The sequence below is a fragment of the Achromobacter sp. genome, from assembly GCF_050285565.1.
Taxonomy (GTDB): Bacteria; Pseudomonadota; Gammaproteobacteria; order Burkholderiales; family Burkholderiaceae_B; genus Achromobacter.
The window spans coordinates 153,769-167,423 of record NZ_JBLZXG010000006.1; the positions used below are offsets into that span (position 1 = coordinate 153,769).

10 protein-coding genes are annotated in these 13,655 nt (G+C 60.1%); 6 read left to right on the forward strand and 4 right to left on the reverse strand.

The genetic code is table 11. The features are described from left to right. The first annotated feature begins 304 nt into the window (after window positions 1-304). The 4 genes from ACN6O8_RS14235 to ACN6O8_RS14250 all read left to right on the forward strand — a co-directional run bounded on the left by ACN6O8_RS14235 (window position 305) and on the right by ACN6O8_RS14250 (window position 4,851). On the forward strand, window positions 305-1,939 hold the full coding sequence (locus ACN6O8_RS14235; protein WP_427991671.1) for a Na+/H+ antiporter: 1,635 nt from the start codon (window positions 305-307) through the stop codon (window positions 1,937-1,939). 198 nt (window positions 1,940-2,137) lie between these two features. Next, the gene (locus ACN6O8_RS14240; protein ID WP_427991672.1) at window positions 2,138-2,824 is read left to right on the forward strand and encodes a response regulator; all 687 of its coding nucleotides are present in this window, start codon (window positions 2,138-2,140) and stop codon (window positions 2,822-2,824) included. Between the two features lie 346 nt (window positions 2,825-3,170). Next, a complete protein-coding gene (locus ACN6O8_RS14245) occupies window positions 3,171-4,364 on the forward strand; it encodes an EAL domain-containing protein (protein ID WP_427991673.1) in 1,194 nt (397 codons plus the stop codon). A 76-nt stretch (window positions 4,365-4,440) separates the two neighbouring features. Then, a complete protein-coding gene (locus ACN6O8_RS14250) occupies window positions 4,441-4,851 on the forward strand; it encodes a DoxX family protein (RefSeq protein WP_427991674.1) in 411 nt (136 codons plus the stop codon). A 35-nt stretch (window positions 4,852-4,886) separates the two neighbouring features. Here the strand turns inward: ACN6O8_RS14250 and ACN6O8_RS14255 are convergent, their stop codons facing one another. Then, window positions 4,887-5,546, reverse strand: coding sequence for a response regulator (locus ACN6O8_RS14255; RefSeq protein ID WP_427991675.1), 660 nt, complete (start codon window positions 5,544-5,546; stop codon window positions 4,887-4,889). A 281-nt stretch (window positions 5,547-5,827) separates the two neighbouring features. Here ACN6O8_RS14255 and ACN6O8_RS14260 point away from each other — a divergent pair, with 281 nt between their 5' ends. Further along, entirely contained in the window at window positions 5,828-8,650 is a 2,823-nt protein-coding gene (locus ACN6O8_RS14260; RefSeq protein WP_427991676.1) for an ATP-binding protein, read from the forward strand. Window positions 8,651-8,653: 3 nt separating this feature from the next. Here the strand turns inward: ACN6O8_RS14260 and ACN6O8_RS14265 are convergent, their stop codons facing one another. From ACN6O8_RS14265 to ACN6O8_RS14275, 3 genes are all read right to left on the reverse strand, one after another. Next, window positions 8,654-9,175: a hypothetical protein gene (locus ACN6O8_RS14265; RefSeq protein ID WP_427991677.1), complete on the reverse strand. Its 522-nt coding sequence runs from the start codon at window positions 9,173-9,175 to the stop codon at window positions 8,654-8,656. 1 nt (window position 9,176) lies between these two features. Next, window positions 9,177-9,809 (reverse strand): hypothetical protein, encoded by a 633-nt coding sequence (locus ACN6O8_RS14270; RefSeq protein WP_427991678.1) that lies wholly within the window; start codon window positions 9,807-9,809, stop codon window positions 9,177-9,179. A gap of 149 nt (window positions 9,810-9,958) precedes the next feature. Then, a complete protein-coding gene (locus ACN6O8_RS14275) occupies window positions 9,959-10,699 on the reverse strand; it encodes a response regulator transcription factor (protein WP_427991679.1) in 741 nt (246 codons plus the stop codon). 302 nt (window positions 10,700-11,001) lie between these two features. On the opposite strand from ACN6O8_RS14275, the gene tssH reads away from it, so the two are divergent. Beyond that, window positions 11,002-13,647 carry a type VI secretion system ATPase TssH gene (gene tssH, locus ACN6O8_RS14280; protein ID WP_427991680.1) on the forward strand — a complete coding sequence of 882 codons (2,646 nt, stop codon included), beginning with the start codon at window positions 11,002-11,004 and terminating at the stop codon, window positions 13,645-13,647. The last annotated feature ends 8 nt before the right edge of the window (window positions 13,648-13,655 follow it).

Genomic DNA, 13,655 nt, shown 5'->3' on the forward strand with positions numbered 1-13,655 from the left:
ACGACTTGTCGGAAAAGGCCTGTAGGGCCTGCTCGGCGGACTGCGCACTGATGGCCGCGTAGCCAAGCCGCCTGCATCACATGCCGCACGTTTTTGCAGCCATGCACGGGAATTCGACTACGTCCGTCTCGAGTGCTTGTCAGGCCATATCCGCCCTTGGGCGGGCAGTGGCATGCAAAGTCGTCCGAGGCGAAGATATCTAGCGGGATGTTGGCATACGGCAACGTCTGCAATTGCATAGCTTGCAATGCGAGGTTATGTTCCCAATCTATCTCCTAAATCATGCGGGTCCAACGGGCGAATCTTGGCAACATTTACCATAGTCATTGCGATGCTGGTCGCCGTGTTGCTGAGCGGTGCTTGCGCACGCTTATCCCCAGTATCGATCCCTTTACCCTTCATACAGATCGCTTTTGGCTTCCTGGTTGCTGCCGTATTCCAGCGCGGGGTCATAATAGAGCCGGAAATTTTCTTCATTCTGTTCTTGCCGCCATTGCTGTTTCTCGATGGCTGGCGGATATCGAAGCGGACGGTGTGGGGGGAGGCGTCATCCATCTTGCAGTTGGCGTTCGGCTTGGTCTTTCTTACCGTGATCTGTATTGGCTATTTGATCCATTGGATGATCCCGGCGATCCCCCTGCCAGTATCGTTTGCCATTGCCGCGATCGTGTCGCCAACCGATCCAGTTGCCGTCGAGGCGATTTCTCGCCGGGTGGCGATTCCACGGCGCATGATGGCGATTCTCGAAGGGGAAGCCCTGTTCAACGATGCTAGTGGCCTGGTGGCATTTCGTTTTGCCGTGGCGGCAGTATTGACCGGCACATTTTCCTTGGCACAGGCAACCCTGGCTTTTCTTTGGGTATCGCTTGCGGGGGTGGTCATCGGGGCGGTATTGACCGGACTTATCATGAGGGCGCGCAGCTTGATCACGCGGCGCCTGGGGGAGGAGGCGGGCGCCGACGTGCTTCTGAGCTTGATTCTGCCTTTCTTGGTCTACTATCTCGCCGAAAAGGCCGGCGCCTCCGGAATCCTGGCGGCTGTTGCCGCTGGTGTGACGATGAGCTACGCCGAATTGTCGGGACGAGCCCTGGCGGCCACTCGTATTGAACGGCATGCCGTGTGGAACATGGTGCGTTTCACGCTAAACGGCATGATGTTCGTGCTGCTGGGAGAGCAGTTTCCCGTCCTTTTCGCCAATCTGTCCCGCGCGGCAGGTGAGGCCGGCGGACAGCCGCTCCACCTATTGCCGATCTATGGACTCGCAATCTGCCTGGGATTGATCGCAGTCAGATTTCTCTGGATCATGACCTCCCTGAAGATTAATGCGATACAGTCACGCCACCGCGGAGGCTTGCCTCAAAGCGTAAGTCCGCGCGTCATGCTGGCCATGTCGGTGGCGGGGGTTCGTGGAGCAGTGACACTGGCTGGCGTCATGACATTGCCGCTGGCGTTGCGCGACGGTTCGCCCTTTCCGGTACGGGATCTCGCCATCACCCTGGCCGCAATGGTTATCATTTTTTCCCTGTTGCTCGCGAGCGTGAGTCTGCCTGCATTGATGCGTGGCCTGCGATTCCCGCCGAATGAGCGAATCAAACAGGAACGGGATATGGCGGAAGAGGCGATGGCGCAGGCGGCGATCGACAGCTTGGCAAAAGGCCTGGAGCGACGGTTGAAGCAGGCGCCGGAAGACGCCGAGCTGTGTACCAGCGTGGTCGACATGCTGGCCGAGGATCTGCACCGTCAACGATGGGGCGCGGCAGATGAGAAGTCCGCTCAGATACAGGCCAAGCGTTTCAGTATCGAGCGTGAAATGCGCCTGGAGATGATTGCGGCTTCGCGCGCGAGGCTGTTGCAACTGGCCAGGAGCCATCAGATTTCAGATGCCTTGGCACGCGAGCACGTTCACCGTCTCGACATGCAAGAGACCCGGTTGAGATAGTCTGGTTCAGCGCGGGGGGAAAGTGGCGGGCCCGCGTTGCGTTCTCCGAGCTACCCGTCCGGTGGCTGCCGGCCATTGACTTTCGTACTCGTCTGTTCCGACTGCCGTGGGGGTGCGGACGGGTATGAGAGGCCGGAACCACGGTCGATACTACATTGGCTGTCCTTGTTTTTGAGGGCGGGATACGCCTGGAGAGCCATGAAAATAACTGTAGTGATAGCGGATGATCATCCCGCTCTGCTAGCGGGAATCCAGCACGAGCTTGCCGACTTTCACACCATTTCAATAGTCGGGGTAGCTTACAACTCCACCGATGTGGTCGCACTGCTGAAGACGCTGGATTGCGATGTACTGGTCACCGACTATGTAATGCCCGGCGGGGACTTTGGCGATGGGCTGGAGATGCTGTCGTTTCTGCGCCGCAGTTTCCCCAGCCTGGGAATCGTCGTGTACACCTCGATAGAAAGTCCCGCCACGGTAGCGGCGATCGCGCGAATAGGTGCCGGGGCGGTATTGAGCAAGGTAGATGCCGTCAGTCATCTGATTTCCGCCATTCATGCGGTACATGCGGGGACGGCGTACTTTTCGCCGAAATTCAGATCGCCACAAGCGCTGCAAGCGGCCGACGCGAAAAATTCCTTTCATTACTTGACGCGACGCGAGTCGGAAGTCGTGCGCCTTTATGCCGCTGGCGCCTCGGTCAGTGAAATCGCGGTGCGGCTCAACCGCAGCAAGCAGACCATCAGCGCTCAGAAATCGAGTGCGATGCGCAGGCTTGGAATAGAACGCGATGTGGATCTGTTCCGCTTTGCGTTCGAATCGGGCTTGTCGGCGGAGGGCGGGTACGCCCGGAATATCATGGAGCGGTTGGATTTCGACGCATGAGCGGGCGTTAGCCGACTTTGGTACTCGTCCGATTGTTACGGTTCTCGCCCACATTCATACTGCATGGCAAAGAGTCGGTGGCCATCTCTGTCCTGTGACCAGCCACCGAACCGCCGTGGGGCGCGTTAGCGCCGCTGTCTGGCGCACTCCTGAAAATATTGGCGTCGAAGGGCTTGTACCCGTGGTCCGCGTGGCCGCTTCGAGCCTGTGCCGAGCCGTGATTCGGGACGCCTAATACGAAACTCGCGAGGCCAAAGCGATGGTAGACCTGTGTTCCCCCTTTCCTGCGAATCCCGTCACATCACGCAAAGCCTTTGTGTTTGGTTCGCTTACGGCCTCCAGACCGATGTTTGCCCAGGCGATGGGAGATTTCGTGCTGTCACGGCGCGTGGACGATCTCAAGGAGCTTGCCGCAGCGTTGCGCATCGAGACCCCGGATTTCGTTGTATGTGAAATATCAAGCGCTGCATTTGACGGTCTGTGCGTACCGCTGCGCATACTGGAGGAGTTCCGCGCGGGAAGGTTGCAGCGGATGCCCGCGATCGTGTGGGTCAGCAATTTGCCGGAAGGAGTGCTGAATCCGTATGTGGAGAAACTGAACCGGGCGGGCCTGGTCACTCAGGTCGTGTCTTCCGTGCAAGCGATCCAGGGCGCGCTGGATCGTCTGACTGAAAGAGGCTTGTGGCCAAACAGCAATTCGCCACATGCCGCGCCGGACACAATGCCGGTGAATGCCGGCGACGCGCAGTTGATTTCGGCGCTTGGAGCAGGGCGGGGGCTGCGCGTGGTCGTCCAGCCTCAGGTGGAATTGGAAACCGGGCGAATTGTGGGCGGGGAAGCCCTGATTCGCTGGCGCCATCCATTACTGGGGGAAATTCCGGCTTCGCACATGGTGCAAGCGCTGGTGCGCTTGTCGCTCGATGCGCTGCTGTTCTATGTCGTGTCGGAGAGCGTGCTCGAGTTTCAAGCGATATTGATGAATCGTGGCATTCATGTGCGCATCGCGGTCAACGCATCCATCACCACATTGTCTTTGCCTGGCGTGCTGGAGAACTTCAGGCTACGTGCCATTCGCCGAGGCGTTTCGCCGCGCTTGCTGACCATCGAGATCACGGAAGATGTGAGCATTCCGGACAAGTCGGCGCTGGAGGCGGAATTGCGGCGGTTCCGAGAAGCGGGCTTCGGACTGAGCATGGACGACTTCGGCACGGGGGCATCGAACTGTGCGCGATTGACGCGGCTGCCGTTCAGCGAACTGAAAATCGATCGTTCCTTTGTCCGTCGTCTGCGTGACGACGCAGCGTCGGCGGCGGTCGTGGACGCCGCGTTGATGCTGGGGAAGCGGCTGGATCTGTCGATCGTCGCGGAAGGTGTGGAAGACTATGCCCAGGTCCGGTTGTTGCATGGGCTGGGATGTGAAATAGGCCAGGGATTCGGTTTGGGATCACCGATGGAGTATCCGGAATTTCTGGAGGCACTCTTGGCGCAAATTCCCAGCCGGAACGTGTGCGAGCACCCGCTGCAGTTGATCGCTGAGTGATCAATGGAAGGCCTGCGCCGGCGTTACGGATCGACTGCATGGAATGTGATTTTGCCGGCCGTGGCGCATCTACCAGATGGCAATTTCCCAGATGAGCGCGATTTCGCTTGTTGAGTGTCTCGTGCGAATTTTCGTGGCGTCGCAGTACTTGGAAAGCGGCGCCGCCAAGGCGATGAACTGGCATGGCACTGTGGCTCAGTTCACGCATGAATACACCATGCCGCTGTTGGCGCCGGCAATGCTGGCCACGCTATGCATGATTGGTGAGATTGTCGGTGCACTGTTACTGCTGATGGGGAAGTTTCTACGCAGTGGTTGCACCGCATTGCTGGTCATTAACAGCATTGCGGTGCTTTTTCACCCATCCATCTGGTCACTGTCGCGACCTGGCCCATTACAGGTGCGCTTGTTTGTGTCGGCTTACTTGTTGGTGGTCATCGCCTGGGGGCCAGGACGCTATTGCCTCGATGCGCGCGGGAAGTCATGAAGGGCGCCGTGCCTTGATCGATCAGTGCGATACGCTCAGGCGCTGGTGACGTCGGATGCCACCGCTATACCGTTTTCGTATGCGTAGCGAAAGAGATCGGCATCCCGATCAATGCTCAGCTTGCGCATGGCACTGGATTTCTGAGTGCTGATGGTTTGCTTGGAGCGATTCAAGCGGCTGGCGATCTCATTGACCGACAGACCGGAAACATAGAGACGAACCACCTCCAGCTCCCTTTGCGTCAGTCGGGGCGCCGACTTGGTGTCGCTGTTGCCACGCCGCGGCAAGGATACGTCGTACTCGGAGGGAAAATATCGCGCGCCAGCGTAGACCGCATGGATGGCGGAGATCAGGTGACTTGTCTCGAACACTTTTCCCAGCACCGAGTGTATTCCCAGCCTGGCCAGTCCATGCACGAGGGCCGGGCTGTCCAGCATGGTGAATACGACAATTTTCAGGTCGGGGAAATTCCGCCGCAGATACGACATGAAATTCATCCCATCACCGTAGGAACCCCCGGGCATAGCGTAGTCTGTCACCAGCACGTCGCAAGGTGTGGTGCGCAGCAGGCTGACAAGCTCGCCCGAGTCGCTTGCCTCCCCGACAACCTCCAGCGTCGGAATCTGGGCCAGATCGTGCTTGATACCGGATAACAAGGCAGGGTGGTCGTCGGCTAACAGTAGGCGGATCTTCATGGTGCGAATGAGCCAAAGGAAGGGGAAGCGCTTCAAGCGTAATGTAGCGCAGCCTATGGGACGTGGGATCACTTTCGGAAAATTGATTGCGGCGCCTGTCCCCTCGTGGATCCCGGGGGGGGGGGGTCATGCATGCGGTGGATAGTCGTTCTTGTACGAAATTTCCGCTCCAAGGGTTGGGACAAGTACGCAAATGTCCGGATTCGATTCGAACCGGGCTTGTCCCAATTCATACTTCGCAGAATTTATGGATCAGGACCGGTTTTCGGATCCTGCCTCACTTGTCGTATGTCGTGCTACATCCAGACCTCAAAACTCTGCGCAGGATTCGGAAAAATCAACAAAAGCTGCTGTATGGTGGGGGACTGATAACCACCTTGGTTGCGTTTTTCATTCTCGCCATGGGCGTCAAAGTGGGCATCGGCGCCTGCATGGAGACGCAACGGCGAGCGTTTGCCCTCGGCCGTGATCTGGTTTCTCGATATGGCCTGACAGCATTGAGAGATCCCTTCCTTGTCAGTGGTACTCACGGAATGGCCCTGTTGCTGTCAGCGGATGGCCAAATTCTCGCGTCCGCGGGCGACTGCTGCGATCAGGGTGGCGATCAATTCACGGAGATTCTGCGTCTCGTCGTCGGGAAGGCCGAGATACGCGAGCAGGAAGCGTCCCAGGATGGCATGTGGGCGATTTTTCAAAGGCTGCCGCAGACTGAGCATACGTTGGTGATGGTCTATGGCTGGCGGAGCATCGTCGCCGGAGCGAATGAGCACATCGGTGTCGATATCATGCTGACTCTGCCAACGGTGATCATGATCTGGCTGTTGCTCATCTCGCTGAAGCTACGGGCGTTCCGACCGCTAATGGAGTGGGCCAGGCGGGTCTACGAGAGCGAAAACCTGAGCCGTATCCTGATCGACACCGCGCCGGTCGGGCTTGGCCTGATCGCGGCGGAATCGGGTCGGCCGCTGCTTCGCAGTCCCGCCATGAGTGCGATCACGCTGCGTATCGCTCCCAATGAAAATGCGCTTCCGCAGGCCTGTGTCAGGCTGCACAGAGAACGCTTTAGCGGCGGCCATAGACAGTCACGCCGGGTAGTCAATGAAGATCTTCGGTTCGAGACGAAAGACGGAGCGAACGTCGTGCTGTCGGTGAGCATGGTGGCGGCCCGGTATCAGGGAAACGATGTGCTGGTCACGGCCTTCACGGACGTTACCGCTAAGCGGCGGGTCGAGCGCCAGCTCCGCAAGGCCAGAAGGGCCGCGGACATGGCTAACGCCGCCAAGTCGGCATTCCTGGCGGCGATGAGCCATGAAATACGGACACCTTTGAACGCCATTCTGGGAAATCTGGAACTGCTGGCCCATTCGCCGCTGAACAGTGAGCAAAAGGGCCGGCTCAATACCATCAGGGGTTCTTCTAACGGCCTGTTGACGATCGTCGGTGACGTACTCGACTTCTCCAAGATAGAAGCAGGCGAGCTGACCCTGGAGTCTCTGGAGTATGACGCCCACGAAGTGGCCGTTCGCGCATTGAGTATCTTCGCGCCGGTGGCGCAGTCAAAAGGCCTCAGCCTGGTGGCGGATCTGGGTGACGTAGTCAGCCTGCCGGTGCGCGGAGATCCCACGCGGCTGGGCCAGATCATTCAGAACCTGATTTCGAACGCCGTCAAGTTCACCGACCGGGGCGGCGTGGTGTTGAAGATGTGGGTCGACGAACAGGATGCGGCGCTTGGGGTGTCGGTGACGGATACGGGCATCGGCATGTCCCCTGAGCAGCGCGCCCGATTATTCCGCGCCTTCAGCCAATCTGATCCGACCATCAGCCGGCGCTTCGGCGGGACTGGACTTGGTTTGGCGCTGTGCCAGCGGCTCGCCCAGGCGATGGGCGGCACGATCTCGGTAAGAACCGCGCTGTGGCAAGGGAGCACGTTTACGTTGCGCTTGCCGCTGGGACGCGCGCCGCGTGTCGATTGCGTGCCCTGTTTTGAAGGCGAGAAGGTGGTGCTGCTGGCGGCTTCCGATGCGTGGCGGGATTGTATTTCACGTTGCTTGCGAGCTTGGGGTTTGCAGGTCAGCGCCCACGCAGATCCGGCCGACGTCGCGGGTAACGCCATGGCGGACGCTTCCGTCCTGATCCTGTGGGGCGGGCACAGGCCATGGTCGGCGCAGGCCGAGAACCAGCTCGTAGAGGAATCCGCCTGGGTGATTGACAGCATGGAAGACGGCCCGGCCGAGTTCGTGGAACGAAGTCGAGTGTTGGTGATATCCACCTATGGGTTGAAGACGCTGGCGCTTGCGTTACGTCATGTTCTCCTGGACGCGCCGCTTTCGCGGTCAGAAATGCGCAGGCCGTTACTTGCAAAGAGGTTGAAGGTTCTAGTGGCGGAAGACTGCGACGTCAATAGATCCTTGCTGCTCGAGCAATTGCGAATGCTTGGTTGCGATGGCACCGCCATGGCCAACGGTGAAACCGCTCTGCTGGCGCTGCGAGAGGATCACTTCGATGTTCTGCTGACCGACCTGACCATGCCCGTGATGGACGGCCATCTGCTAAAGAAAAGGGCGAGCCAGGCGTTGCCCGGGCTGATCGTCATCGCCATGACCGCGCACGTTACGACGCAGGAACGCCTGCGTTGCGAGAAAGAAGGGTTCGCGCAGGTACTGGAAAAGCCGCTGTTGTTGACGAAGCTGGGCGCGGCGTTAGCGGCGGCCACGGGAGTCGAGTTGCTTGATCAGGCGCGACCCGACGAACCGGCGGCGTCCGGGGAGAGCGCGATGGTCGAAGCGCTCAAGCCGCTCTTCATGGAGTCCTGTCGAGCGTCGCTGAATGCCTTGCGTGAAGCCAGGCAGGGAGGCGATGTGCCGCGGATTCTGGCTGAACTGCACAAACTGCGCGGTCTGCTGGCTGTCTATGGTCTGCATGAAATTGCGGAAAAGGCGGCTAAAACACACGGAAAGCTATGTGAGTCTTCTACTATGGACGCCGCGAAGCCGACGCTCGAGGTTCTGGAAGACGCGCTCGCTACGATACTCGAACGACGCCGCCCCAATGCCAGCGACGGAGATGGCCTCGAGGGCAGCACGGGCTGGAGAGAGACGCGCTAACCTTCACCCAAGGGCGGGGACACGCAGATCTTGAAGGTCAATCTGTGTGAGCCAGCCCAACTCATCGACTCCGAGCGCAAACTCTCGACTGATGCGATGCCAGCGCGACGCAGGCGCCCATATCAGACGCAGCCTAGCCGCTGTGCGGTCATAGTGCGCGACGGGCGTCTGTGGCTCCGTGAAGTGCCCCGAGGAGTCGAAGGCGGCATCGAGATAGGCCACGGCCGCTGCGCCGTCCACCGGCTCGAGCAAGGATTGCTGCCAGCGCAGCGGGTTGTCGTAGCCGTCAATGGACTCGAATCGCCGCGTGGCATCCAGGGTCAGGGTGAAGGTGCCGCTGACGATGTAGAGCGGCTGCGGCGTCAACCCGAAGCGCAGATCGAGAATTCCCGCCAGGGACGGGGGCTCGGGAGCGCGCGGCGGATAGACGACACGGCAGGACAGGCTATGGCCCTCACTGTCCCAGTCCGAATGGGCCTGGGCCAGGCAGGGCGCAGGTTCCACGCGAACCTGGATCGAGGTCATGTCAGCTCTTGTAAAGAAAGTGCAGGATGGTGAAGTCACGCTCGCGCACGACTACCTCGAGCAAATAGGGTTTGCCATTCTTGGTCATCTTGATGGTGTATTGAAACACACCGGCGTGGCCGAGAGGATCGGCCACCCGTTTTCCGTACCGGATCGCCAACTTGAGAATATGATGCGGCACATAGCGTCCCGGTTCACTCATATGCGCGAGCGGCGCGGCCGCGAACTTCAGCGGCTGTCGGGTCAATGCCGCAAAGCGCGTGCGTAGCCCGCTGATGGCCAGGTTGCCAACCGCGCGTCTGATGCCGACGCTGGCGCCGCTCTTGAAGAGCGCGCTGCCGCCGAGCCGCAACAATCCGTATCCCGCCAGCGCGATGTCCAGCGGATCCAGCAGCGGCGATTCGAGCGGCAATTCGCTGATGGAAACCAGGTCGCCCTGCAAGTCATAGAGATGCGTGACGCCGCCTAGTGTCCGCTCATAACCTATGATGCAGTTGAGCTCTTCATCGATCACCGGCTCGGCGCCGAGAGGCAGTCCTGGCGTTCTGATCTGAAACTGAAAGTCCGGGATGGCAGGCGCGCCATGCCATTCGAAGCCGGCCTCATCGCCAGTGTATTCCGGTATCAAGCGCATCAGCTATTACCTCCGGAGCGCACGTCGGCGCACGCCGGACCAGCGAGATAAATCTCCATCATCATTCCACTTTGTATGCCCGCGCGTCGTGCTCGGTTGGGGGCGACAGCGGGAATCAAGAGCTTATCGAGCGGGGAGTGGCTTACCCATCAGCACCGTCCTATGCGCGGGCAGTTCTTTGTCGCCGTGCGGCTATGGGAGGTGGTATCGACGGTCTTGCCAACCAGCCGGTACAGACCGTTGTCTGTCGTCACGCCGAGCTTTCGGAACGCGGCCGCTTTCTGGCTGCTGATGGTTTTCGGGCTCTTGCACAAGCGGGCCGCGATTTCCATGACGTTGGCGCCGGCCACGAAGTTGTGCAGTACGGAGTACTCGCTGGGTGACAACTCGGCACTGTGCAGCAATGCACGTATCCTCGACTCCGAATTCTCGCCGCGGGCGATGTGAGATGCGATAGGTGCCAGGCTTTCTGGCAGCAAGTGCTGGAGGGTTGGATCGATGTAGCGGTTGCCCGCGTGTACCCGCCGCAACGCCCGCACGATGATCTCATCGCGAGCCTGCTTGTTGACATAGCCGTGAGCGCCAAGCCGCAGGGCCAGCGCGACGATGCCGGGGTCTTGCGAGGCGGAGAAAACCAAGATTCTCGCACGCGGCTGCCGCTGTATCAGGACGGGTATCAGCTCAGCGCCACCAAGATCCCCCTGCTCAAGAAAGTACTCAGCGATGATGACATCGTAATGGCGTTCATCCATGCTTTCGAGCAGTTCGTCCGAATCTTCAAACGTGCCTTCGACTTCGATGTCTGGGCAGCTCTCGAAGATGGATTTGAGTCCCTTCAGTATCAATGGGTGACTATCGAGAATGGCGAGCTTGAGGCGATTTGGATACATGGGTTATGCGATGTGGGGAAGCTGCAGCCGCGCCATGTGAAGTCGGGGCGGCGTTGGTTGAGAAAGTGATGCGGCGATTGTTGGCGTTTCCACGGAGCATGAGAATAGGACTTTCGCTAAATATCCCTCCCGTCCGCCCACCGGAGGGCGCCAAAATCGTGCCGTTTGCGAAGGATCAAGAGTGAGAGGTTGCTTGATCAGTCTCATGTCGCGAAAGGGCGGCTTCAGTCCAGTCTGATTGTTCGTATTGCGCATACTGGATAGGCTGTCGTGCATTTACGCGGTACTTACCCCTGAAGCAGATGACAATTCTCCGGCGTGTCCTTTTTGGAAAACTCAACCAACGCATGTTCCAAAGTCTGGAATCTGCAACGGCGTTCTGTAAGTTGCGAGGCAATCCCTATGTGGAAGTCGCGCATTGGCTGCACCAACTCTTGAACCAATCAGATGGAGACCTGCAGCGGATACTGCGGCACGTCGGGGCGGATGGGGAGGTGATCGCGCTGCACCTGCGTGAATCACTTTCTTCGTTGCCGGGAGGAGCGGGATCGGTCAGTGACTTCTCGTATCAGGTCGAACTCGCGGTCGAACGAGCCTGGATAAGCGCGACGCTGCAGTTTTCCGACACGCGCATTCGTGGCGCATGGCTGATCCATGCGTTGGCCACGGATGCGGAGCTGCGCCGAGTGCTGCTGGGTATCTCGCCGGAGTTCCGCAAGATACCGATGGAAGACCTGGCTGATCCGTTGCGCGCTTGGATCCTGGGCTCGCCTGAAGGCGTGGACAGCGAGGCGGGAAAAGACGCCGATGATGGCGCGAAGTCCGACGATGATCCGCTGCGAAAGTTCTGTACGGATCTCACGGCCAGAGCACGCGACGGCGGCCTGGATCCCGTGTTGAGCCGCGAGACCGAGATCCGCGCGATGGTCGACGTGCTGATGCGTCGCCGGCAGAACAATCCGCTGCTTACCGGCGAGGCGGGAGTGGGCAAAACCGCTGTCGTGGAGGGGCTGGCGCTGGCGATTGCGCAGGAGCGCGTGCCGCCGATTTTGTGCGGCGCGCGTGTCCTTAACGTCGATATCGGCGCCATGTTGGCGGGAGCCAGCGTCAAAGGGGAGTTCGAGTCGCGCTTGAAGGGGCTGCTCGACGCGGCCAGGCGATCCAGCGCCATGACCATTCTGTTCATCGACGAAATGCACACGCTGATAGGCGCCGGCGGCCAGGCCGGCACCGGTGATGCCGCCAATTTGCTCAAGCCGATGCTGGCGCGCGGCGATTTGCGGGTGATCGGCGCGACGACGTGGGCAGAGTACAAGCGCTACATTGAGAAAGATCCCGCGCTGACGCGACGCTTTCACATGCTGCAAGTGGCCGAACCCAAGACAGAACAGGCAGCGGCGATGGTGCGCGGGCTGGTGCCAAGCTTTGCGCGTCATCATGGCGTCCTGGTTCGCGATGAGGCCGTGCGCGCCGCGGTGACGCTGTCTCAGCGCTATTTGCCGACGCGCCAGCTTCCGGATAAAGCGATCAGTCTGCTCGATACGGCCTGCGCCCGGGTGGCCCTGTCACAGAATGCGCCGCCTAAAGTTCTGGAGCATGTGGAACAGCGCATTCTCGCCTGCGAGGCGCTGCGCGACCTTATGCAGGCGGAAGTGAAGGTCGGCCTGAGGATGCCTGTCGAGCTGGCGGAAGTCGACGTGCAGATGGAGAAGCTGCGCCAGGAGAAGGCGGAGATTGAACTCAGATGGCGCCGTCAGAGCGAGCAGGTGCAGGCGCTGGTGGAGCGGCGCAAGGCCGCCCTAGAAGGCGGGGGGGACGAGGCGTTCGGCACGGATGCGTCGGCCGAGCTGCGAGACGCCGCGAAGGCCCTGCATGTGACGCAAGGCGAGGCGCCGTTGGTTCACCCGGAGGTGGGCGAGGCCGCGGTGGCCGAGATCATGGCGGACTGGACGGGTATACCTGTGGGGCGCATGCTGACCGATGAGATCACCGCATTGCGCAGCCTCCAGGATGCGCTGCGGCGTCGCGTGATCGGACAGGACGAGCCGATAGAGCGCATTGTGCAGCGCGTGCGCACGGCGCGGGCAGGTCTGTCGGACCCGAACAAGCCACAGGGCGTTTTCCTGCTCGCAGGGCCTTCCGGCGTTGGCAAGACGGAGACGGCGCTGGCGTTGGCAGAAGCCTTGTATGGCGGAGAGCAGAACCTGATATCCATCAATCTCAGCGAGTACCAGGAGTCGCACACGGTGTCCGGCCTGCGCGGCGCGCCGCCTGGATACGTGGGCTACGGCGAGGGCGGCGTTCTGACGGAAGCCGTGCGCCGCCGGCCGTACTCCGTCATTCTTCTGGACGAGGTGGAGAAGGCGCATAGCGACGTGCACGAACTGTTCTTTCAGGTCTTCGACAAGGGGCACATGGAGGACGGCGACGGACGATATATCGACTTTCGCAACACCATCATCCTGTTGACGACTAACGTTGGAAGTGAACTGATTTCAACTTTGTGCGGAGACGATCTCGCGCCTGTGAGTCTCGATGGCCTGCGCCAGGCGGTGGAACCGGAGTTGCTGACCCGCTTCCCGGCGGCTCTGTTGGGGCGGTTGACCGTGGTGCCATACGCGCCGTTGCGCGCCGACGCGCTTTCCAGCATCGTGCGGCTGCATCTGGATCGGGTCGGGCAACGGATGTCGGACACGCTGCATTCGCAGTTGGAGTATGGCCAGGATGTCGTGGACTACGTGGTGGCTGCTTGCCGCGTCGATCAAACCGGAGCCCGTGCGTTGATAGGATTCCTGGAGCAGCACATCTTGCCGGAGATCGCGAGTGTGTGGATGGATGCGATGTCCGAGCGCAAGGTGCTGCAGCGCGTGAGTATCGCTCTGGCGGATCCGGAATCTCCGCCCGAGCGCGCGCTCGCTTTTTCATTGAGCCTAGCTGACGGAAATTGAGGAGAGGT